The sequence below is a fragment of the Acinetobacter rudis genome, assembly GCF_000829675.1.
In the GTDB taxonomy this organism is placed as follows: domain Bacteria; phylum Pseudomonadota; class Gammaproteobacteria; order Pseudomonadales; family Moraxellaceae; genus Acinetobacter; species Acinetobacter rudis.
The window spans coordinates 1-20,889 of sequence record NZ_BBRX01000025.1; the positions used below are offsets into that span (position 1 = coordinate 1).

The window sequence follows — 20,889 nt, forward strand, 5'->3', positions numbered from 1 at the left end:
AGCTGCACTTGCAGTAGATGGTCGTGCCATTCATGCGATTCAACGTAAACGTAAGTAATTAAATTGTTGAGCGGTCTAGGCCGCTCATCTTTTATGTGGTCACTGTTTTGCCATATACATAAATCATATTAAATAAATGCTCATGCTTATTGCGAAGGACGTTTAAGTATTGAGTAGGTCATAACAAAGTAACAAGTAGTTGAAGGTAATTAAATGAATTTACACGAATATCAAGCTAAAGCGCTGTTAAAAAAGTATGGAATGCCTGTTCAAGAAGGTATTCTTGCAACAAATGCCGATGAGGCTGTTGCAGCTTTTGAACAATTAGGCGGCAAATTTGCAGTCATGAAAGCTCAAGTCCATGCTGGTGGTCGTGGTAAAGCTGGTGGCGTAAAAGTTGCTAAATCAAAAGAAGACGTTATTGAGTTTGCAAATAATATTATTGGCACTCGTTTAGTCACTTATCAAACAGACGCATCCGGTCAGCCTGTAAATAGCATCATCGTGGCTGAAGATGTTTATCCTGTGGAACGTGAATTGTACTTAGGTGCAGTTGTTGATCGTTCAAGCCGTCGTATTACTTTCATGGCATCTACTGAAGGTGGTGTGGAAATTGAAAAAGTTGCAGAAGAAACACCTGAAAAAATTATTAAAGTTGAAGTCGATCCTTTAGTCGGCCTACAACCATTCCAAGCACGCGAAGTTGCATTTGCTTTAGGTCTAAAAGATAAGCAAGTGAGCCAGTTCGTGAAAATCATGTCTGCTGCTTACCAAGCATTTGTAGAAAATGACTTTGCACTTTTCGAAATCAACCCACTTTCAGTTCGTGAAAACGGCGATATTCTTTGTGTAGATGCTAAAGTAGGTATCGACTCAAACGCACTATATCGTTTACCTGAAGTTGCGGCATTACGTGACAAATCACAAGAAAACGAGCGTGAGCTTAAAGCCTCTGAATTTGATCTTAACTATGTTGCATTAGAAGGTAACATCGGTTGTATGGTCAATGGTGCAGGCTTGGCTATGGCGACTATGGATATTATTAAACTCTATGGTGGTCAACCAGCAAACTTCCTTGACGTTGGTGGTGGTGCGACTAAAGAGCGTGTAATTGAAGCATTTAAAATCATCTTGGCTGATACCTCAGTACAAGGTGTACTCATCAATATTTTTGGTGGGATCGTTCGTTGCGATATGATCGCTGAAGCAATTATTGCAGCGGTTCAAGAAGTACATGTCACTGTGCCAGTAGTTGTTCGCTTAGAAGGGAACAATGCTGAACTAGGTGCTAAGTTACTCGATGAATCGGGTCTTAAATTACTTTCTGCAAATGGCTTAGCTGATGCTGCAGAGAAAATTGTTGCTGCAGTAAAGGCGTAAGGAGTATCACATGAGCGTATTAATTAATAAAAACACTAAAGTTTTGGTTCAAGGCTTTACGGGTAAAAATGGTACTTTTCACTCTGAGCAAGCGCTAGCTTATGGCACCAAAGTTGTTGGTGGTGTAACACCGGGTAAAGGTGGACAAACACATATTGGTTTGCCAGTATTTAACACCATGAAAGAAGCTGTGCGTGAAACAGAGGCGGATGCTTCTGTGATCTATGTTCCAGCTCCATTCGTTTTAGACTCAATTGTTGAAGCGGTTGACTCTGGTGTTGGTCTAATTGTTGTAATCACTGAAGGTGTTCCAACAATTGATATGCTAAAAGCTAAACGCTACCTTGAAACTTATGGTAATAATGTACGTTTAGTGGGTCCTAACTGTCCAGGCGTGATCACGCCAAATGAATGTAAAATTGGTATTATGCCAGGACATATTCATCAACCAGGACGTATTGGTATTATTTCACGTTCAGGTACATTGACTTATGAAGCTGTTGCTCAAACAACGAAGCTTGGTTTAGGTCAGTCTACATGTATCGGTATCGGTGGTGACCCTATTCCAGGGATGAACCAAATCGATGCATTGAAACTATTCCAAGAAGACCCAGATACTGACGCAATCATCATGATCGGTGAGATCGGCGGTACAGCCGAGGAAGAGGCAGCAGAGTTTATTCAATCTGATGTGACTAAACCTGTTGTGGGTTATATTGCTGGTGTAACTGCACCTAAAGGCAAACGTATGGGGCATGCTGGTGCGATTATTTCTGGTGGTCAAGGTACTGCTGAAGAAAAATTTGCTGCCTTTGAGCGCGCTGGAATGGCATATACACGTAGCCCGGCAGAACTTGGTTCGACAATGCTGCAAGTGTTAAAAGAAAAAGGTTTAGCTTAAGTCATTAACTGAACTGATTGAAAAGAAGCGCCAGTAGGGCGCTTCTTTTTTATGGTACATTCGTTCAGTAATTAAATGATATCTACTTGATTAAAATTGAATTTAAAAATACAGTCAGTGGAATTGAAGCTTTTTACCCTAATTAAATCGAGAACCTTTGTGTATTATTTGAAAATCACATTACTGCTCACTATATTGCTGGCTACAACCATTTGCCGTGCAACATATGCTGATGTGGCTGATTCCGCAAAACGGGTGATTTTTGATTTTAATACGCAGGCTGCTGAAGATATTTTAGATATTGCCTATGACACCCAAGAAAAGGACTATTCAGTATTAAATAGCCCTGTCTATCGTAATGATCGAATCCGTATCTTTAGTTATACCGCTTATGATATGAATGAAATGAATACACGGCTTAAGTCTGGTAACCTAGATTTAGAATCACTCAGTGGCAGCTTATATATTTCATTTGGATATGGCTTAGAATTTAGACTGAACAATTTTAATAAAATTGGTTATGAATATCTCTCAACCTTTCCCTACGATCGTGGACAACTGATACGATTTTTTTGGGTGCATATTTGGTAGATGGACTGAGACCGATCACCAGTTTATATTGCTTTTTGATAAAGCCCAGCACGAACAACCCCAGCCTTTGTTTGTTTGAGCAAATTCCAGTGAGCAGGCAGCTGTAACTGAGACAGATCACGATCCGCTTCAACATAGATCAATCCTTGTTTCTTAATCATTGGATCAACATTGCTCGCAAGTGTGGACCAGAGGTCAAGGCTATAAGGTGGATCTAAAAAGACCAGATCAAACTGATTATCGGTCAGTCGAGTCAAGGCCTGTTCAGCGGTACTGTGCATGACTTCACATTGCTCTGTTTTTAGTAAGCTAATATTTTGCTTTAAAAACTGACATTGACTGCTATTCGGTTCAATCATTGTGACATGTGCAGCACCACGTGAAAGTGCTTCAAAACCTAAAGCACCTGAGCCTGCACAGAGATCTAAAACTTGCGACTGTTGAATGTCCCACATTAACCAGTTAAACAAGGTTTCACGTATACGATCTGGAGTCGGACGTAGACCTTCAATACTTGCAAAGGGGAGTTGGCGGCGTTTCCACTCGCCACCAATAATACGAAGTTGATTTGTACTTTTACTCACTGATGGTTTCGTCATTTTCTGGTTGTACCGTTGGTTGTACTGTAGGTTTTGCTTTTGCTGCAGCAGCTGTACCACTTGCAAAATTTGCTTGAACATCTTCAGGTTTAATTCCTGCTGTCATGAGACCACCCGTGATTTGATGGTTGGCAGGTAAAAGTGGATTCTTTTTACGTTGCATTATCCAATAGTCAAGCACTGGACGTGCTAGGCCTGCTGCAGACCCACCATGTCGGCCATTTTCCCAAACCACAGCAATCGCGATTTCAGGATTATCAGCAGGGGCGAAGCCAACGAATAAACCATGGTCAAGTTGGCGATTAGTGAGTAGCGCCTCATTATAACGCTTGCCTTGAGCAATACTTTTTACCTGTGCTGTACCTGTTTTACCTGCAATGAGATAATTAGACGTTTTGATTCTCCGGCCAGTACCAGACTCAATAACATCAACCATTGCATTACGCATTTTTACCCAGTCATCATCAGTCCCATTAAATTGGATACGACCTGTAGGCGCATTAATAATTTCATGGGGTTTAGCACCACGCGTTGCACGAAGTACATGAGGGGTGACATGGGCGCCATGATTGGCGGTAATTGCTGTGGCCATCGCCAGTTGAAGTGGGGTTGCAATAAAAGCACCCTGACCAATACTGACGGAAATGGTTTCACCCTTAAGCCATTTGGCTTTACGAGTTCGCATTTTCCACTCTGGGTTTGGATAAAGACCTGAACTTTCGTTAGGTAAATCTACTCCAGTTTGTTCACCAAAACCAAATTGACGCATCCAAGTATTTAAACGTTCGATACCTAACTGATAAGCTTGAACATAAAAATAGGTATCACATGAAACGACTATTGATTTATGCATATTGACGACACCATGTCCCGTTTTTTTCCAGTCACGGAATTTATGCGAGTCGCCAGGTAAGTGAAAATATCCAGGATCAGAAATAGAGGTATTCCAATCGGTTGTACCGTAGTGGATACCAGCTAAGGCTGCCATAGGTTTAATGGTTGAGCCAGGTGGGTAGGAGCCTTGTAAAGCACGGTTATAAAGTGGTTGGTCGAGGTTATCACGTAGAGCACTATAATCTTCGTGACCAATACCTGTTACAAACAAATTGGGGTTAAAGCTTGGACTAGACACCAGTGCCAGAAGCTCACCCGTGCGGGGATCAATCGCAACAATCGCACCGCGTTTATCTTTGAGTTGCTCTGCAGCAACCTGTTGTAAGCCATAATCTAAAGATAAATAGAGATCATTGCCACGCGTTGATTCTTTACGACCTAAATGACGTAAAACGTTGCCGTGGGCATCGGCTTCAATTGATTCATAGCCGGGCACACCATGTAGTAAATCTTCATATGATTTTTCTACACCAATTTTACCGATGAGGTTGGTTCCAGCATAAGCCTCTTTATCGATACTTTTTAATTCTTTGTCATTAATACGCCCGACATAGCCAATCACATGGGCAAACAATTCACCATGAGGGTAATAACGCGTCATTTGCGTTTCAATATTTACACCGGGAAATTGAAATTTAACTTCGCTAAACTTAGCAATGTCGATTTCATTTAAATTGAGTTTAAGCGTTACTCGTTCAGTTTTTTTTGCTGTTTTAATACGACTTTTAAAACGCTGAATATCATCTTCTGTCAAATGTAAAATCGGTGTGAGACGAGTGATCATCTCATCAATATCATCAAGTTCAAGAATATCTGATTTACTTAAAGTTGCAGTAAATACTGGAAAATTATCAGCCAATAAAATGCCATTACGGTCATAAATATACCCACGTGCAGGTGGAATAGGTTGTAAACGAATACGGTTTTTGTCTGAAGCTGTACTTAATTCTTCATAATGTACTATCTGAAGATAGGCATAACGCGCAATAAGAATAAGTAAACTAAATAGAACTAGGGCGATAGCAAAGAATACGCGACTACGAAAAATACGTTTTTCTTGTTGAACATTTTTTAATGGAAACTGATGCTTCATAGGTGGATTCGGCTAGCTCTATACGGTGGAAAGTCGCAAAACACTGTATTTTACCTTAGATTGAGGTGAAAAAATAAAAAATAAAATAGCTAGGTAAATTAAAAAGGGTTTTGACATTTTAGACATCAAATTTCTGGCTTATTGTATATAAGACCATCATCAATTCTGTTAAAGTCCTTGGCAGGGAACACATAACTTCGATGAAGTAGAATGATAGACTAGGATGGTAGAATGAAAATAATCCTTCCCTTTATATTTTTAGGAATATCTATAACTCAATCACATGCAGCGACTCAATCTGAGTTTTTTCAAGCAAAACTCAAAACCCAAGAGGCTGCTTCAGCATGGAACGCTGGTGCTGGTTTAACGATGAAATTAGCGCATGTAAATATGGAATGGGTTAATCCTTATGGGATCGCTTATATTAAAGCAGGTGCTTTTTTAAACAACGATCATGCATTTGGGGGCCAAGTGGGATTTCGATATCCTTTAGTACTTACAGGTACTGAGCAAAATGGGTATTATCTGGGGGCATATATGGGGCATCTAAAAAGCACAAGCTATGCTCAAAAGACTGAAACCCAACTTGGGGCGGGGGCTGACTTTTCTTATGTGTTTTTAAATAAAGAGCGAATAAGTACCCTGAGTGTTGGTTTAGGTGCTGGCCAAAAAGTTACTAAAGGCAATGTAACTGTTTTTGAATCTAAGCCAGTGATTCAGTTTGCCTATACTTTTAGTCTTGGTTTGTAAATGATGCAGTTTAATACTTCATTTGACTACGAATAGAATTAAATACGAGAGTCATGCATGTTTGAATACCTCAGTGATTTGTGGCAAACCTTTTTAAATCGACCCGATCATCTTGCAGTTTTAAGTATTATACCTGTTACTGCTGTGGTCACTTGGGCACACGTTTGGATGGCATTAAAAATGGTGTTTTACCCAATTAATTTTTGGGGATTTCATCTAGGGCCTCTACCTATTGGCTGGCAGGGCATTGTCCCAAGAAAGGCAGGTCGAATCTCAGGTATTATTACCGATAATACGCTTTCAAAATTGGGATCATTGCGCGAGTTCCTTGATGCAATGGACCCAGATGACATGGCACGGATTATTGGTGAGCAGGTTGGTTTCGAACTTGAGCATTTGATCGATGAAGTGATGATGGATCGCAATGCAGTCCTTTGGGAAAACTTACCTTATTCGATTAAGCGTCGGATTTATGCTCAGGCTCAAAAACAATTACCTAAAGTGCTACGAGAATTAGTGACTGAGCTGGTCATGAACGTTGAGTCACTTGTCGACATGCGTAATATGGTCGTGAGCCAAATGGAAGGTGACCGTCGATTAATGGTTCGTATGTTCCTTAAAGTGGGGCAAAAAGAGATTAATTTCATTTGGCATATCAGTGCGGTGATTGGAATGATCTTTGGTATCTTCCAGATGATGGTATGGTTTTTAGTACCATGGCATTGGACCGTACCGTTTTGGGCTGCTGTTTGGGGTTTCCTCACAAACTGGATTGCTATCTGGATGGTGTTTAACCCTGTAGAACCTCATTATGTGCGCTATCCACAGTTTTTTGAGCGAACAAAATCACATAAATTCCCATGGATTAAACCTGTGATTCCACGTCTAGGTACTTATAATATCCAAGGTGCTTTCATGAAGCGTCAAGAGGAAGTGTCAGATGTTTTTGCTAGCGTTGTAACTGAAGATTTGATTACATTAAAGTCAATCATGAGCGAAATGATGTATGGTCCGCAAAAAGATAAAACACGTCGAATTATTAAACGCCATATCAACCAAATTATGGAAACACCATTAGTTCGTACGTCTTTACAGCTTTCTTTAGGGCCACGTGAATATGCAAGACTGAAGACGGACTTGATTGATCGTTCAATTGAAATTACGATGGTGCCTGTATGCGACCCGGAGTTTAATGCGAGCCGTGCACAGAAAATATTTCAAATGTTTAAAGATCGAATCCGCGAGCTGACGCCAGCTGAATTCCAAAATTTACTTCGTCCCGCATTTCGTGAGGATGAATGGATTTTAATTTTACTGGGTGGGGTAACAGGCTTTTTAGCAGGTTTAATTCATTTGTTTGTGGCTTTCTTATAATGAGGTACCTTTAAAGTAGGTTGTGCTTCTCGCAAACTTAGGATAAAAGGTATCATAAACACTATGTTACAGAAGAGGATGTTTTTATATGCGCATTATATTACTAGGACCACCTGGAGCAGGTAAAGGGACGCAAGCTCAGTTGATCTGTAAGCGCTACAATATCCCACAAATTTCAACCGGTGATATGCTACGTGCTGCAATTCGTGAAGGTACCGAATTGGGTTTAAAGGCTAAAGCTGTAATGGAATCAGGTGGTTTAGTTTCTGATGAGTTAATTATTGGCTTAGTCAAAGAGCGTATTGCACATGCAGATTGCGCAAACGGTTTTATTTTAGATGGTTTCCCTCGTACAATTCCACAAGCTGAAGCTTTGGAAAGCGAAGGCATTCATATTAATAATGTGATTGAAATTGCTGTACCTGATGAAGAGATTATTCAGCGTTTATCTGGTCGTCGCCAACACCCAGCTTCTGGTCGTGTTTATCACATCGTTTATAATCCACCTAAAGTGGAAGGTAAAGATGATGAAACTGGTGAAGACCTTGTTCAACGCCCAGATGATCAAGAAGAAACTATCCGTAAACGTTTAGTGGCTTATCATAACGATACTGCAAAACTTGTCGGTTTTTATCAAGGTCGTGTTGGTGTGTCAGAAGTTTCTGCACAGTACAACAAACTCGATGGTTTACGTCCAATTGATGTAGTTCAAGCTGAGTTATTTGCTATTTTAGATCAAGCATAATCATTATATTGCTTGTGATTGATTTTAAATCTGCAATCATTAAAGAGCCCTTATTGTTTTAGGGCTCTTTTTATATGTTTATGCAGATTTCAATATGGAAACTACACATGTCTAAGATGATGATCGTGGTCTTGTTATTATTAAGTAGTGCTGTAGTGCTCTATTTAAGTTTTTTAAGTTTTAAATTACTGCGTACCGCACAGAAACAAACTGAACTTGAAAAACAGCAAGCACGTGCGCTTAAATCTACGCAGCAACACGTGGGTCAAAATAGTAAAAAACGCAAAAAATGATTCAGTGATTAAACTGATTTTTTTGTTTGACGAATGCCCGTAGGTACTGTGGCACCGAAGTCAAAACGTTCTGGCCAATTACATTGGTCAGATACGATACATTCAGCACATTTAGGTTTACGTGCAATACAACAATAACGACCATGTAAAATTAACCAGTGATGTGCATCAAGTATAAATTCTTTAGGAATCACTTTCATTAAACGCTGTTCAACTTCAAGCACGTTTTTACCCACCGCAAGACCTGTACGATTACCTAGGCGAAAAATGTGGGTATCTACAGCCATGGCTGCTTGGCCAAAGGCAGTATTGAGGACAACATTGGCAGTTTTACGCCCAACACCCGGCAAAGCCTCTAAATCCACTCGGTTATCAGGAACTTGTGATTGGTGTTTACTGATTAAAATTTGACAAGTCTTAATTACATTTTCAGCCTTACTGTTATAAAGACCGATGGTTTTAATATAATGTTTGAGATTTTCAACGCCCAGTGCATAAATTGCTTCAGGTGTATTAGCAACTGGAAATAATCGATCAGTTGCTTTATTTACACTCAGGTCAGTTGCTTGTGCAGATAGCATCACTGCAATGAGTAATTCAAAGGGACTTGAATAGTTTAGCTCGGTTTGAGGATTTGGTCGTTGTTCTCGCAGGCGTTCAAAAAATGTTTGAATCTGCTTTTTGGTCATATTTTTCACTGCCATGATTAGGCTCCCTCAATCACAGTGAGTTTTGCTTTGAGTTCATCTAAAAGCTGTTGCTTAGCAGGCTCTGGGCGTACAGATAATTGTTTATCAAGTTTCTTAATTTGTGAACGAATCTTAGCAAGTTCAATAATACGTTTAGCATCTTGTTCTGGTGCAATTGCTGCGCTGGCAACAACAGTGTTGTCTTGTGTTTCTACATCTGCAAATTGGCTAAAGACTTCACTTTCAATTGCAGCACGTACAATAGGACCTTTACGGGTATTTTGACGCTTTTCTTGGCGTTGAATGTGTGCGTAATAACGATTACGTAACTCATCCTGTTCGACTAGGCGCTGTTGTTCCGTCAGAAGTGTTGAGTGATCTTCTACCAGATCGATACAGTCAACTGGACAAGGGGGGATACAGAGTTCACAGCCAGTACACAGATCAGTCAGGATGCTGTGCATGAGTTTGCCACTACCAATAATAGCATCGACAGGACAAGCACTTATGCACTTGGTACAGCCGATGCACTCATCCTCACGAATGACAGCTTTCATGCGTTGTGGGCGACCATCTGCTTGTATCGGCCAAACACTTTGTTCTGCAACTAAGATCGGCCTATTGAGAATTTCAGCAAGTTGATCTGCAACAGGTTGTCCCCCAGGAATGCATTTATTGGCATCTTCACCTTCCACAATTGCTTGGGCATAGGGCAAACAGCCATCGCGATGACCACATAGGCCGCATTGTGTTTGTGGTAAAACAGCATCGACTTGTTGAGTGAGGGTAATATTTAAATTCATGTAAAACAGATCAGAGCAAGGGCAATTGGTTGGAAAAACAGTGCATTAAAACCAAAACAGTCTAGCACGAAATGCTGAGTTTAGGGGATGTGCTGTATGATAGTGCTTGCTCAAGTTTCGTATAATATCTATGCTATGTTGATTTTGTGTAGCTCAAAAAATCACACTGAAATCGGAAAATTGACTAAATAGACAAATTTTATTGTTATTTAGCATGTTGAAATTCATGGTTATTTAAAAATTATTTGGGAAAGCTATTGTAGATTATTTGTAAAACATATTTAATGATTTTCGCTAAAACGAAACACAATTGTAATGAGTGGCAATATTTTGTCACATTCTGCTGAGGATAAAGCGTTGAAATATACAAGCTTGAATGATTTCTTAAACTACGTGAAAGCGAGAGATCCTAATCAACCTGAATTTTTGCAAGCGGTTGAAGAAGTAATGACTAGCCTATGGCCATTCATTGAAAAAAACCCGCAATATGCAAAATACGGTTTGCTGGAGCGTTTGGTTGAGCCTGAGCGCGCGATTCAATTTCGCGTTTCATGGTTAGATGATCAAGGAAATACTCAAGTTAACCGCGCTTTTCGTATTCAATACAACTCAGCGATTGGACCATTTAAGGGCGGAATGCGTTTCCACCCATCAGTTAACTTATCCATTTTGAAGTTCTTAGGTTTTGAACAAACTTTCAAAAATGCCTTAACTTCATTGCCAATGGGCGGTGGTAAAGGTGGTTCTGACTTTAACCCTAAAGGTAAGTCAGAAGGCGAAATTATGCGTTTTTGCCAAGCTTTGATGGTTGAACTTTATCGCCATCTTGGTGCAAATACAGATATTCCTGCTGGTGATATCGGTGTCGGTGGTCGTGAAGTTGGCTACATGGCTGGTATGATGAAGAAACTCAGTAATGACACAGCTTGTGTATTTACGGGTAAAGGAATGTCATTTGGTGGCTCTTTAGCGCGTCCTGAAGCAACTGGTTTTGGTACTGTATATTTTGCAGAAGAGATGCTGAAAACTCGTGGTGAAACTTTTAAAGATAAAGTAGTTGCTATTTCAGGTTCAGGTAACGTTGCACAATTTGCTGCTGAAAAAGCAATGTTCTTGGGTGCTAAAGTTGTATCTTTATCTGACTCAAATGGCACAGTGTACATGAAAGATGGCTTAACCGACGCGTTATTGCTTGAAGTAATGGAACTGAAAAACATTCAACGTGGTCGTATTTCTGAGTTTGCTGCTAAACATGGTTTTGAGTACTTAGACGGTCAACGTCCTTGGGGTATTCAGTGTGATATCGCACTTCCATGTGCAACACAAAACGAGCTTGATGGTGATGATGCTGAAAAACTTCTTGCTAACGGCACAATGTGTGTAGCAGAAGGTGCGAATATGCCATCTACTTTGGCAGCAGTAGAGAAATTTATTGAAGCTAAAATTTTGTATGCACCAGGTAAAGCTTCAAATGCTGGTGGTGTGGCAACTTCTGGTCTTGAAATGTCTCAAAATGCGATTCGTCTAGGCTGGACGTTTGAAGAAGTTGATGAGCGTTTACATGCGATCATGAAAGAGATTCACCGTAACTGTGTGAAGTTTGGTACTCAAGAAGACGGTACAATCAACTATGTTGATGGTGCGAACATTGCAGGCTTCGTTAAAGTCGCTGATGCTATGCTTGCTCAAGGTGTGTTTTAAGTTTTAATACACCCATATAAAGAAAGCCGATGCATTTGCATCGGCTTTTTTGCGCTTAACGTAAAGGCTTATTTCGCTTTTACTTGCTCGCTTTCAACAACCATATCGAGTACATAAGCGTACTTAGATTGGTCAGCTGCTGGATTTTTGATTTCAAAGCGTTTTACACGTAATACATTGCGTTGGTTCGCTTTATGTTCAAAGCCTTTGATGCTGCTGTAGAAGTTGCTCCACTCTTTATCAGCATGAGTTTTTAGGCCGTTAGCATCGTATTTAATTTCACGAACTTGTAAACAAGTTTGTGGACCTACACCTACACAAGAACGTGTTTCAGGTGCAACTTCAAGGAAGATGATTTCACCAGCTGATTGGTATTTTGCTTCATCAGTCATTTCACCGATTAAGCTGATTTTTTCACCAGTAGCGGTGGTTAGATTTAACACAGGTTGTTCTTCGTTATTCCAAGTGATGTTAAAAGGAATTTTAGCTTGGTTGAAGATTTTTCCAGTTTGTTGTTCTTGCTTCATCAGTGCAGGTTCACAAGCCTTCATTGTTGAAGCAACGTTACCTGTAACAAGTTGGTTATTTTCAATTTTCCAACTAGTACCTTGCATATTACAGCCGGTATCGATGCTTAGAAGCTGGTCTTTTTGTAAAAAGCTCAGAGTGACAGGGTGGTTCGTACCAGCTGGTTGGTAGCTCCAATTATAATTTGGTAGAATTTGAGCAGCATTTTGTTGTGTTACCACGTTACTTACTACATCCTTAATTTGTTGAGTAGTTGTGCTCTGGCAAGCTGCTAAAGCAAAAGGAATTAAAGCTAAGGCTAAGTATTTAATTTTCATTTCAAAACAATATCATAAGTAGAGTGTACGCTTAGCTTAACGTATTCAGCGTTAAACAAAAGGTAGTAACTTGTTTTTAAAAGTTTCAAACTGTATCAGTTTTGAAAATTAAATTTACATATCTGCTGTGATTGATTAGTCAAACCGATAAATATCCATGCCTAAAGCACCCATGCTGAAACTGCTATGTACCAAACTAAAACGTGAACCTGTTCCCATACTGAAAAATAGCGGTGCTAAATGTTCTAAGCTCGGGTGGTTTTGTTTGATATAGGGTAAGGTTTGCCACTGCAGCACCTTGTCATAGTCCCCATTTTTTAATGCACTAATAATTTGTTGACTGAAGGTTGCAGCCCATACCGGTGTTGGGGTATCACGACTCCAACTAAGTTCAGCAAGATTATGGGTAATACTACCCGAGCCAATAATCAGTATTTGCTGTTCACGAAAGTATGCTAAGCATTGGCCTAGTTGATACAGCTGATCAGCAGAAAAGTGATGAGGGATCGAAATTTCTACCACAGGAATATCTGCTTCAGGATACATATGTAGTAATGGCATCCATACGCCGTGATCACGTGGACGAGTGCTATTGGCATGCGCAGTGATCTCTGCTTCTGCTAGGCGTTGAATAATACTTTCAGCCAATTCAGGATGACCGGGTGCAGGATAGCGAATCTGATAGAGTTCTTCGGGAAAGCCTCTAAAGTCGTGCCAAGTTTCAGGACGAATAGCATGGCTAAGCTCAAGCGCCTCACTTTCCCAATGTGCAGACATGACAATAATTGCTTGAGGGCGAGGTAGATTCAGACTCAAACGTGCTAAAGCTGGACCCACTTGTTCAGGGTTGAGTGCCAGCATGGGCGAACCATGGGAAATAAATAAGCCTGGAAGTGTTTGTAAGTGCATGTTGAGTCTGCCTAAGATGTTGCAAGATATGGACTATCTTGCAAAAAAATCTATTGTGATAGAAGGTGTTGCCTCTCAACAGAGCGAGCTAAATATGCAACGCTACTGCTGTTTAACCTGCGCGATGGTAAGGGTGGTTGTGGTTAATACTCATTGCTCGATAAAGTTGCTCAATGAGCATGACTCGTACCAGTGGATGGGGCAGGGTGAGTTTTGAAAGTGACCAGTGCCATGCCGCTTTTTTGCGTACCGCATCACTATGGCCATCTGGTCCACCAATGGCTAAGACAATATCGTGGCCTTCTAGCATCCAACCTTTCATGGTGTCTGCTAAACGCTCTGTACTCATTTCACGACCACCAACTTCTAGGGCAATCAAGACTTCATTGTTCTTAAGTGCTGCGAGTATGGCATCGCCCTCTATTTGACGATACTTTAATATATCTGCTTCAGAGTCATTTTTGCCGCGTTTAGCCATCGGTATTTCAATGATTTGAGTTTGTACAAAGGGTTGAATACGTTTGAGATAATCTTCAACACCAGTTGTGACCCAACTCGGCATTTTTTGACCAATGGTCAAGATACGAATTTTCATAAGTTTAGCGTAAGAAAAACAGGTGGCTATTATAACCTTGAATCATCTAGATCATGGGCATAAAAAAACGCAGTTTTAAAGGGGGATTTAAAACTGCGATAAAACGCGATGATTCGTCTGGAGATTCGTACCACCGCTAAGCAAAGATGGATCTATAAATAAATGATATAAACTTAAATGGGGATGCTCGAAATAATTACAAGTCAAAAAAAATCGAGAGGAGCGAACTCCTCTCGATTAAATGTGTGCAAATATTTCAAACTTAGTGTCGTGCAGCTTTACCGCTATTTTCAGCCTTGACGATTGGTGCTTTGACTAAAGGTTTTGGTTGTTCAACTAAAGCAAGTTCAAGAATCTCATCGACACTTTTCACTGCTTTAATTTCTAAGCCTTCTTTAACATTATCTGGAATCTCAACAAGATCGCGAACGTTTTCTTGAGGAATAAAGACCAGTTTAATGCCACCGCGATGTGCAGCAAGTAGCTTCTCTTTTAAACCACCAATGCGCATTGCACGGCCACTTAAGCTCGTTTCGCCTGTCATAGCGATATCTGGACGAATCGCAATACCAGTAAATGCAGAGACCAAAGCCGTGGTCAGAGCAAGACCTGCTGACGGACCATCTTTAGGTGTTGCACCTTCAGGTAAATGAACATGGACATCTGTCTCAGCAAAGCGCTCCGTTTCAATACCAAGTGCATCAGCACGTGTACGAACAACAGTCATTGCTGCTTTGATCGACTCTTGCATGACATCGCCCAGAGAACCTGTCGTAATAAAGGTACCTTTACCTTTCATGGTTGCTACTTCAATAGTCAGTAACTCTCCACCTACAGAGGTCCAAGCCAGACCATTGACACGGCCAACTTGTGCTTCTTCTTCAGCAATACCATAGTCAAATTTGTGTACACCTAAGTAGTCTGGAAGATTATTCGCATCGACATCGACTTGTAGGTTTTTTGACTTCTTACTCACAGCTTCTTTCACGACTTTACGTGCAATACTTGAAACTTCTCGTTCAAGACTACGAACACCTGCTTCACGTGTATAACGACGTACAATATCGCGAATCGCTTCTTCGTGGATCGTCAGTTCTTTAGGGCGAAGGCCATTGTTCTTAATGGCTTTAGGCACTAAATAACGGTCAGCAATTTTGACTTTCTCATCTTCGGTATAACCCGGGAGACGAATGACTTCCATACGATCAAGTAGTGCTTCAGGGATATTCATACTGTTTGCGGTACAAATAAACATCACTTCTGAAAGATCAAGGTCCAAGTCAAGATAGTGGTCATTGAACTTATCATTTTGTGATGGATCAAGTACTTCAAGCAATGCTGATGCTGGATCACCACGGTAGTCTTGTGCCATCTTGTCAATTTCATCGAGCAAGAACAGCGGGTTTTTTACACCAGACTTGGTCAGTGATTGCACGATTTTACCTGGCATCGCACCAATATAAGTACGGCGATGACCACGGATCTCAGCTTCATCACGTACACCACCCAAGGCCATACGGACAAATTCACGTCCTGTTGCTTTTGCAACTGATTCACCTAAAGAGGTTTTACCCACCCCAGGAGGGCCGACTAAACATAAAATTGGTCCACGTAGTTTTTTCACACGTGATTGCACTGCTAAATATTCAACAATACGTTTTTTAACTTCATCTAGACCATAGTGGTCAGCATCGAGAATATCTTGTGCTTTGTTCAGGTTAATACTAACTTTACTGGCTTTGTTCCAAGGTGTATCAAGGATCACTTCAATATAGTTACGAACAACAGCTGCTTCGCTAGATACAGGTTGCATTGCTTTTAATTTACGGAACTCAGCTTCTGCTTTTTTACGGACATGTTCGGGTAAATCAGCTTCTGCTAGACGTTTCTCAATCTCTGCAACATCATCTTCTGCACCACCATTCATGTCAGAAAGTTCACGTTGAATGACTTTCATTTTTTCATTTAGAAAGTATTCACGTTGGTTTTTTTCCATCTGGCGTTTTACAGATTCATGTAAATTTTGTTCAATCTGTTGTTCTTCAGATTGTTGCAATAAATAGCCCATCAATTCTTGGAGATGTGCTTCAAATTCGTCGTGTTCTAAGAATTTTTGTTTGATATCAATGTTCAAAGGTACACGTGTTGCAACAAAGAACAATAATTGAAGTAGATCTTCAATTTTGTTTGCCGCAGCAATCAATTCACGTGAATTGCGAAGTTTTGCTTCTGCATATTGAGCAAACAGGCTACGCAACTCTTGTAATTGATTTTGTTGAGTATTTTCATCAGTGTGAACTTGAATCGGATTTAGACTGTGTTCAGCTGTAAGGTATTCATCGCAATCGATGATTTTTTCGAGCTTGGCACGGTATAACCCTTCGATTAAAACTTTAATGCAGTTTTCATCATTTTCATGATTCACTACTTGTACAATTTTAGCGACAGTACCGTATTGGTATAGATTATCGTGATCAATTTCCTCAGTAAGAGAATCTTTTTGAGCAACCACAAATACCAAATTGTCACTGTTACGGGCCACATTGACTGCATTAATCGATTTTTCACGACCAACGAATAACGCGATTTGCATATGTGGATAAACCACTACATCACGTAATGCTAAGAGAGGTAATACGCTTGGAATCTCTGATTCTAAGACTTTTTCATTCATATTGATTTCAGACATGGGCACTCCAAATGAGTAACAACTGTGTTGCCATTTTTTAATAGTGATGTGTATTTATAAAATTACAAGGGTATGACCAAATTTATTTTATAAAATATAGCAATTTTAAGAATTAAAACTTAAAAAGTGGATGAATTAGACTGCTCAATACTAAAATCGACGCAGACGCTTTGGTGTGATTAATGCATCTATAGCTTGGTCCCAAGCACGGGCTGGGAGTTGTTCATTTAGCCATTGAAATTCATGTGCTAAACCGAGTCGAAATGGTCGATGAGGTGCATGTGCTAAGGTTCGATCGTAATAGCCACCGCCCATGCCCAATCTGAGACCACGCGTGTCGCAAGCCAATAAAGGCATAACCAGTAGGTCTAAATGAGAAACAGGCCAAGAATGTGGCAGCATTGGCTGTTGCATTCCGAGAGGGTGACGACTAAAACGCTTCCCACGATAAAGTCCAGTACTCAATTTAACCCAACGTAATTGTTGGTTCATATTACAGATGACAGGTAGATAGACTGTTTTACCACGTTTTAAGCACATCCAAATCAGGGCTTGTGTTGCAACCTCACCAAAGGCATGTAAATACAATCCAATATGCTGTGCTGATTGATATTCAGGTAATCGTAGTAAATGTTGTAAACAACGTTGTTCAGCTTGATGCTGTTGAAAACGATTGAGTTGGCGTCGCTGTAATCGAAGTTGTTTACGTAATGCCAAAAGCACAGAAGTCATAGGTGGATTGGATTGATCTAGAAGCAATAACACAACATAACCAATTCAAAAACAGGGGTAAAGCCTAATTTCATTTGAACTGAGAAGATTTTGTGTAGGATTAATCATACAGATGGAGAGCATGATGGTTTATTGTCAGAGCAGGGCAATAAACCATGACAATAGGCTAGGGCTGCCTATAATGGAGTTATATCTAGGCATGGAATAATACGATGAAAAAAATCTTAATTGCTGTGGCTCTATTGCCTTTGAGTTTCTTAACAGCGTGTGCTGTATATCCTGATGGTCATGATTATTCTGGTCGCTATGAGCATCGTGGTGGTTATGATCGCTATGAACATCGTGGCAATGGTGAGTATAAAAAGTATGATCGTGAAGGGCACCGTGGACATTATAACAATCGAGATCATCGCCGTGGTCAAGGTTATTACTGCCCACCTGGACAAGAGAAAAAAGGTCGCTGTTAATTCTTAACAATAGATTGTAATGGTATCAATGCCCTCCTCGATGGAGGGCATTGATTTATTCAGCCCAGTTTATTTTTTCGGGCAGTATTGTCCATTTCCACCTGGCAGACACTCACAAGCCTGACCATCACCATCACGATCTAAACTTTTCCATCCTGTTTGACCGGATTTTTTGCGTTTCTCATACCAGTCTTGTGCTTCTTTTTGCGTCTTAAAATCTGCACATTTTTTGGCATAACTGGTGAGGGGGAATAGCATGAGGCAGCTTAGTAACAGGTATTTCATGATAATAAAACGTGGTATTTCAAAGGAATAAAGCTAAGATTGTAGCGTATATAATTTTAATTTTGTTGAATTGAAGTAGATTAAGGGACAAAACAATGAGCCCAGCAACTGCTGGGCTCATTTTGCTTAAAATAACTGTAAATTAGACAGCAATACTCAAAGGACCTGCTTTGGCACGGGCTGCATGTAATTTCTTATAGCTTTCGATCAGACGTAAATGACGGTCTAGACCTTCAAGTTTCATACTGGTTGGTGTTAAGCCATGGAAGCGGACATGACCTTCAACTGAGCCCACTGCTGCATCCATACGTTCGTCACCAAACATACGACGGAAATTATAAGCATAGTCATCGAGCTCAAGCTCATCATCGATCACGACTTCAAGCACAACATTAAGACATTGATAAAATAATCCACGTTCCACAGTGTTGGTGTTGTATTGTAGATAGGCTTCGACCAAATCTTTTGCCTCTTCAAACTGCTGCAATGCGAGGTAAATTAACAGTTTTAGTTCTAATATGGTCAGTTGGCCCCATTCTGTATTGTCATCAAACTCAATACCGATCAAAGTCTTGATCTCGGTATAGTCATCTAATTCACATTCTTCCAAGCGTTCAACCAATGCTTCAAGGCGATCATTGTCTAAACGATGTAGATTTAAAATGTCTTCACGGAAGCCTAATGCTTTGTTGGTGTTGTCCCAAACCAGATCTTCAATTAAATAAACTTCAGAGTAATCAGGTACCAAGATACGACAAGCGGTTGCCCCAAGGTGTTTATAAACTGCCATATAGACTTCTTTACCCATGTCTTCCAAAATGGCAAAGAGGGCAGCTGCTTCTTGAGCATTACTGTTTGTTCCTTGGTTGGTAAAATCCCATTCAACAAAGTCATAGTCTGATTTAGCACTAAAGAAATGCCATGACACTACACCACTTGAGTCAATAAAGTGTTCAACATAGTTGTTGGGTTCAGTCACTGCATTTGTACTAAATGTAGGTTGAGGCAGATCATTTAAACCTTCAAAGCTACGACCTTGTAGTAGCTCAGTAAGACTACGTTCAAGTGCGACTTGGAAGTTTGGATGGGCACCAAAAGAGGCAAAAACACCTCCTGTACGAGGATTCATTAAGGTGACACACATTACTGGGTATTGACCACCTAGTGATGCATCTTTGACCAGTACAGGGAAGCCTTGTTGTTCAAGTGCTTCGATACCTGCTTGAATACTTGGGTATTTAGCGAGAACCTCTTGTGGTACATCAGGTAAGGTAATTTCACCTTCAATGATTTCACGTTTTACAGCGCGTTCAAATATTTCAGATAAACACTGAACTTGAGCTTCAGCCAAAGTATTACCTGCACTCATACCATTGCTCAGGTACAAGTTTTCGATCAGGTTAGAAGGGAAGTAGACCACTTCTTTATCTGATTGACGCACAAATGGCAGTGAACAAATGCCCCGTGCAGTATTGCCAGAGTTGGTATCGTATAAATGTGAACCAAGTAACTCATCATCAGGATTGTAAATTTCTAGGCAATATTCATCTAAAATTTCAGTCGGTAGGGCATCATCTGGGCCAGGTTTGAACCATTTTTCTTCTGGATAGTGTACAAAATCTGCATTGGCAATTTCCTCACCCCAGAACTGATCATTATAGAAAAAGTTACAGTTAAGCCGCTCAATAAATTCGCCTAATGCAGAAGCCAATGCGCTTTCTTTGGTTGCACCCTTACCATTGGTAAAACACATCGGTGATTGTGCATCACGAATATGTAACGACCAGACATTCGGTACGATATTACGCCAAGATGCAATTTCAATTTTCATGCCGAGACCAGCTAAAATTGAAGACATGTTGGCAATGGTTTGCTCAAGTGGTAAATCTTTACCAGCAATAAAAGTATTTTGCTCGGAGGTTAAATTTGGCATGAGCAGCGCTTGTGCATCTGCATCAATACTTTCTACTTGTTCAATAATAAATTCAGGACCAGTTTGTACCACTTTCTTCACAGTACAACGATCGATAGAGCGCAAGATACCTTGGCGATCTTTTTCAGAAATATCTGCAGGAAGTTCAACTTGGATTTTAAAAATTTGTTTATAGCGATTTTCAGGATCGACAATATTGTTTTGTGATAAGCGAATGTTATCTGTAGGGATGTCACGCGCAGCACAATAGACTTTAACAAAGTAGGCTGCGCACATTGCTGAAGAAGCAAGAAAATAATCGAATGGACCAGGCGCAGAACCATCCCCTTTATAACGGATGGGTTGATCGGCAATTACCGTAAAATCATCGAACTTAGCCTCAAGTCGAAGGTTATCGAGAAAATTGACTTTGATTTCCATGCAGGTACCTAACTTTTCTTATGTGTTGAACAGACATAAGTATTTGAAATGGAAGATTGATCCAATTGATGGATCAGAGAGATCGATTTGAATATGAATTAAAAAGCAGTCATCGAGTGGCTGAGAACATCATAGAGGATGAATCATCGTGAGGACCAATTAAACTTGGGCAATTTTATGCGGCTATAGGGTAAAAATCCA

General features: G+C 40.3%; 20 protein-coding genes. 9 read left to right on the forward strand and 11 right to left on the reverse strand.

What is annotated here, in order from left to right:
• Positions 1–213 precede the first annotated feature (213 nt).
• From sucC to Aru01_RS07060, 3 genes are all read left to right on the forward strand, one after another.
• Positions 214–1,380: an ADP-forming succinate--CoA ligase subunit beta gene (gene sucC / locus Aru01_RS07050; protein WP_016655271.1), complete on the forward strand. Its 1,167-nt coding sequence runs from the start codon at positions 214–216 to the stop codon at positions 1,378–1,380.
• 10 nt (positions 1,381–1,390) lie between these two features.
• Complete coding sequence (gene sucD / locus Aru01_RS07055) at positions 1,391–2,281, forward strand: succinate--CoA ligase subunit alpha (RefSeq protein ID WP_016655272.1); 891 nt, start codon at positions 1,391–1,393, stop codon at positions 2,279–2,281.
• A gap of 168 nt (positions 2,282–2,449) precedes the next feature.
• Entirely contained in the window at positions 2,450–2,872 is a 423-nt protein-coding gene (locus Aru01_RS07060) for a hypothetical protein (RefSeq protein ID WP_228128725.1), read from the forward strand.
• 23 nt (positions 2,873–2,895) lie between these two features.
• On the opposite strand, the gene rsmD is transcribed toward Aru01_RS07060, so the two are convergent.
• Together rsmD and mrdA are read right to left on the reverse strand one after the other, a co-directional pair.
• On the reverse strand, positions 2,896–3,471 hold the full coding sequence (rsmD, locus tag Aru01_RS07065) for a 16S rRNA (guanine(966)-N(2))-methyltransferase RsmD (RefSeq protein WP_016655274.1): 576 nt from the start codon (positions 3,469–3,471) through the stop codon (positions 2,896–2,898).
• The gene (gene mrdA / locus Aru01_RS07070; RefSeq protein WP_016655275.1) at positions 3,449–5,458 is read right to left on the reverse strand and encodes a penicillin-binding protein 2; all 2,010 of its coding nucleotides are present in this window, start codon (positions 5,456–5,458) and stop codon (positions 3,449–3,451) included. Before mrdA ends, rsmD begins: the two co-directional genes overlap by 23 nt.
• 231 nt (positions 5,459–5,689) lie before the next feature.
• Here mrdA and Aru01_RS07075 point away from each other — a divergent pair, with 231 nt between their 5' ends.
• From Aru01_RS07075 to Aru01_RS07090, 4 genes are all read left to right on the forward strand, one after another.
• Positions 5,690–6,208, forward strand: a complete 519-nt coding sequence (locus Aru01_RS07075) for a hypothetical protein (protein ID WP_016655276.1) — start codon at positions 5,690–5,692, stop codon at positions 6,206–6,208.
• A 57-nt stretch (positions 6,209–6,265) separates the two neighbouring features.
• Positions 6,266–7,582 carry a DUF445 domain-containing protein gene (locus Aru01_RS07080; RefSeq protein WP_016655277.1) on the forward strand — a complete coding sequence of 439 codons (1,317 nt, stop codon included), beginning with the start codon at positions 6,266–6,268 and terminating at the stop codon, positions 7,580–7,582.
• 88 nt (positions 7,583–7,670) lie between these two features.
• Complete coding sequence (gene adk / locus Aru01_RS07085; RefSeq protein WP_016655278.1) at positions 7,671–8,327, forward strand: adenylate kinase; 657 nt, start codon at positions 7,671–7,673, stop codon at positions 8,325–8,327.
• 107 nt (positions 8,328–8,434) lie between these two features.
• Positions 8,435–8,620 (forward strand): hypothetical protein, encoded by a 186-nt coding sequence (locus Aru01_RS07090; protein WP_016655279.1) that lies wholly within the window; start codon positions 8,435–8,437, stop codon positions 8,618–8,620.
• 8 nt (positions 8,621–8,628) lie between these two features.
• Here Aru01_RS07090 and nth read toward each other — a convergent pair whose 3' ends face one another.
• Together nth and Aru01_RS07100 are read right to left on the reverse strand one after the other, a co-directional pair.
• Positions 8,629–9,324 carry an endonuclease III gene (nth, locus tag Aru01_RS07095; RefSeq protein WP_016655280.1) on the reverse strand — a complete coding sequence of 232 codons (696 nt, stop codon included), beginning with the start codon at positions 9,322–9,324 and terminating at the stop codon, positions 8,629–8,631.
• A gap of 2 nt (positions 9,325–9,326) precedes the next feature.
• Complete coding sequence (locus Aru01_RS07100; protein WP_016655281.1) at positions 9,327–10,112, reverse strand: RnfABCDGE type electron transport complex subunit B; 786 nt, start codon at positions 10,110–10,112, stop codon at positions 9,327–9,329.
• Between the two features lie 315 nt (positions 10,113–10,427).
• Here Aru01_RS07100 and gdhA point away from each other — a divergent pair, with 315 nt between their 5' ends.
• Entirely contained in the window at positions 10,428–11,813 is a 1,386-nt protein-coding gene (gdhA, locus tag Aru01_RS07105) for an NADP-specific glutamate dehydrogenase (protein WP_016655282.1), read from the forward strand.
• 68 nt (positions 11,814–11,881) lie between these two features.
• Here the strand turns inward: gdhA and Aru01_RS07110 are convergent, their stop codons facing one another.
• The 5 genes from Aru01_RS07110 to Aru01_RS07130 all read right to left on the reverse strand — a co-directional run bounded on the left by Aru01_RS07110 (position 11,882) and on the right by Aru01_RS07130 (position 17,583).
• The gene (locus Aru01_RS07110; RefSeq protein ID WP_016655283.1) at positions 11,882–12,658 is read right to left on the reverse strand and encodes an META and DUF4377 domain-containing protein; all 777 of its coding nucleotides are present in this window, start codon (positions 12,656–12,658) and stop codon (positions 11,882–11,884) included.
• Positions 12,659–12,793: 135 nt separating this feature from the next.
• The gene (locus Aru01_RS07115) at positions 12,794–13,567 is read right to left on the reverse strand and encodes a DODA-type extradiol aromatic ring-opening family dioxygenase (protein ID WP_016655284.1); all 774 of its coding nucleotides are present in this window, start codon (positions 13,565–13,567) and stop codon (positions 12,794–12,796) included.
• A 112-nt stretch (positions 13,568–13,679) separates the two neighbouring features.
• A complete protein-coding gene (gene rlmH / locus Aru01_RS07120; protein ID WP_016655285.1) occupies positions 13,680–14,162 on the reverse strand; it encodes a 23S rRNA (pseudouridine(1915)-N(3))-methyltransferase RlmH in 483 nt (160 codons plus the stop codon).
• Positions 14,163–14,424: 262 nt separating this feature from the next.
• The gene (gene lon / locus Aru01_RS07125) at positions 14,425–16,851 is read right to left on the reverse strand and encodes an endopeptidase La (protein ID WP_016655286.1); all 2,427 of its coding nucleotides are present in this window, start codon (positions 16,849–16,851) and stop codon (positions 14,425–14,427) included.
• Positions 16,852–17,001: 150 nt separating this feature from the next.
• Positions 17,002–17,583 (reverse strand): 5-formyltetrahydrofolate cyclo-ligase, encoded by a 582-nt coding sequence (locus Aru01_RS07130; RefSeq protein ID WP_016655287.1) that lies wholly within the window; start codon positions 17,581–17,583, stop codon positions 17,002–17,004.
• A 212-nt stretch (positions 17,584–17,795) separates the two neighbouring features.
• Here Aru01_RS07130 and Aru01_RS07135 point away from each other — a divergent pair, with 212 nt between their 5' ends.
• Positions 17,796–18,050, forward strand: a complete 255-nt coding sequence (locus tag Aru01_RS07135; protein WP_016655288.1) for a hypothetical protein — start codon at positions 17,796–17,798, stop codon at positions 18,048–18,050.
• Between the two features lie 69 nt (positions 18,051–18,119).
• Here Aru01_RS07135 and Aru01_RS07140 read toward each other — a convergent pair whose 3' ends face one another.
• Together Aru01_RS07140 and Aru01_RS07145 are read right to left on the reverse strand one after the other, a co-directional pair.
• Complete coding sequence (locus tag Aru01_RS07140; RefSeq protein WP_040331053.1) at positions 18,120–18,335, reverse strand: excalibur calcium-binding domain-containing protein; 216 nt, start codon at positions 18,333–18,335, stop codon at positions 18,120–18,122.
• Positions 18,336–18,477: 142 nt separating this feature from the next.
• Entirely contained in the window at positions 18,478–20,688 is a 2,211-nt protein-coding gene (locus Aru01_RS07145) for an OsmC domain/YcaO domain-containing protein (RefSeq protein WP_016655290.1), read from the reverse strand.
• Positions 20,689–20,889: the final 201 nt, after the last annotated feature.

Bases quoted from the DNA above. Each gene is read 5' to 3' on its own strand.
- sucC (WP_016655271.1), top strand. From the start codon at position 214: ATGAATTTACACGAATATCAAGCTAAAGCGCTGTTAAAAAAGTATGGA.
- sucD (WP_016655272.1), top strand. From the start codon at position 1,391: ATGAGCGTATTAATTAATAAAAACACTAAAGTTTTGGTTCAAGGCTTT.
- rsmD (WP_016655274.1), bottom strand. From the start codon at position 3,471: ATGACGAAACCATCAGTGAGTAAAAGTACAAATCAACTTCGTATTATT.
- mrdA (WP_016655275.1), bottom strand. From the start codon at position 5,458: ATGAAGCATCAGTTTCCATTAAAAAATGTTCAACAAGAAAAACGTATT.
- Aru01_RS07075 (WP_016655276.1), top strand. From the start codon at position 5,690: ATGAAAATAATCCTTCCCTTTATATTTTTAGGAATATCTATAACTCAA.
- Aru01_RS07080 (WP_016655277.1), top strand. From the start codon at position 6,266: ATGTTTGAATACCTCAGTGATTTGTGGCAAACCTTTTTAAATCGACCC.
- adk (WP_016655278.1), top strand. From the start codon at position 7,671: ATGCGCATTATATTACTAGGACCACCTGGAGCAGGTAAAGGGACGCAA.
- Aru01_RS07090 (WP_016655279.1), top strand. From the start codon at position 8,435: ATGTCTAAGATGATGATCGTGGTCTTGTTATTATTAAGTAGTGCTGTA.
- nth (WP_016655280.1), bottom strand. From the start codon at position 9,324: ATGGCAGTGAAAAATATGACCAAAAAGCAGATTCAAACATTTTTTGAA.
- Aru01_RS07100 (WP_016655281.1), bottom strand. From the start codon at position 10,112: ATGAATTTAAATATTACCCTCACTCAACAAGTCGATGCTGTTTTACCA.
- gdhA (WP_016655282.1), top strand. From the start codon at position 10,428: ATGAGTGGCAATATTTTGTCACATTCTGCTGAGGATAAAGCGTTGAAA.
- Aru01_RS07110 (WP_016655283.1), bottom strand. From the start codon at position 12,658: ATGAAAATTAAATACTTAGCCTTAGCTTTAATTCCTTTTGCTTTAGCA.
- Aru01_RS07115 (WP_016655284.1), bottom strand. From the start codon at position 13,567: ATGCACTTACAAACACTTCCAGGCTTATTTATTTCCCATGGTTCGCCC.
- rlmH (WP_016655285.1), bottom strand. From the start codon at position 14,162: ATGAAAATTCGTATCTTGACCATTGGTCAAAAAATGCCGAGTTGGGTC.
- lon (WP_016655286.1), bottom strand. From the start codon at position 16,851: ATGTCTGAAATCAATATGAATGAAAAAGTCTTAGAATCAGAGATTCCA.
- Aru01_RS07130 (WP_016655287.1), bottom strand. From the start codon at position 17,583: ATGACTTCTGTGCTTTTGGCATTACGTAAACAACTTCGATTACAGCGA.
- Aru01_RS07135 (WP_016655288.1), top strand. From the start codon at position 17,796: ATGAAAAAAATCTTAATTGCTGTGGCTCTATTGCCTTTGAGTTTCTTA.
- Aru01_RS07140 (WP_040331053.1), bottom strand. From the start codon at position 18,335: ATGAAATACCTGTTACTAAGCTGCCTCATGCTATTCCCCCTCACCAGT.
- Aru01_RS07145 (WP_016655290.1), bottom strand. From the start codon at position 20,688: ATGGAAATCAAAGTCAATTTTCTCGATAACCTTCGACTTGAGGCTAAG.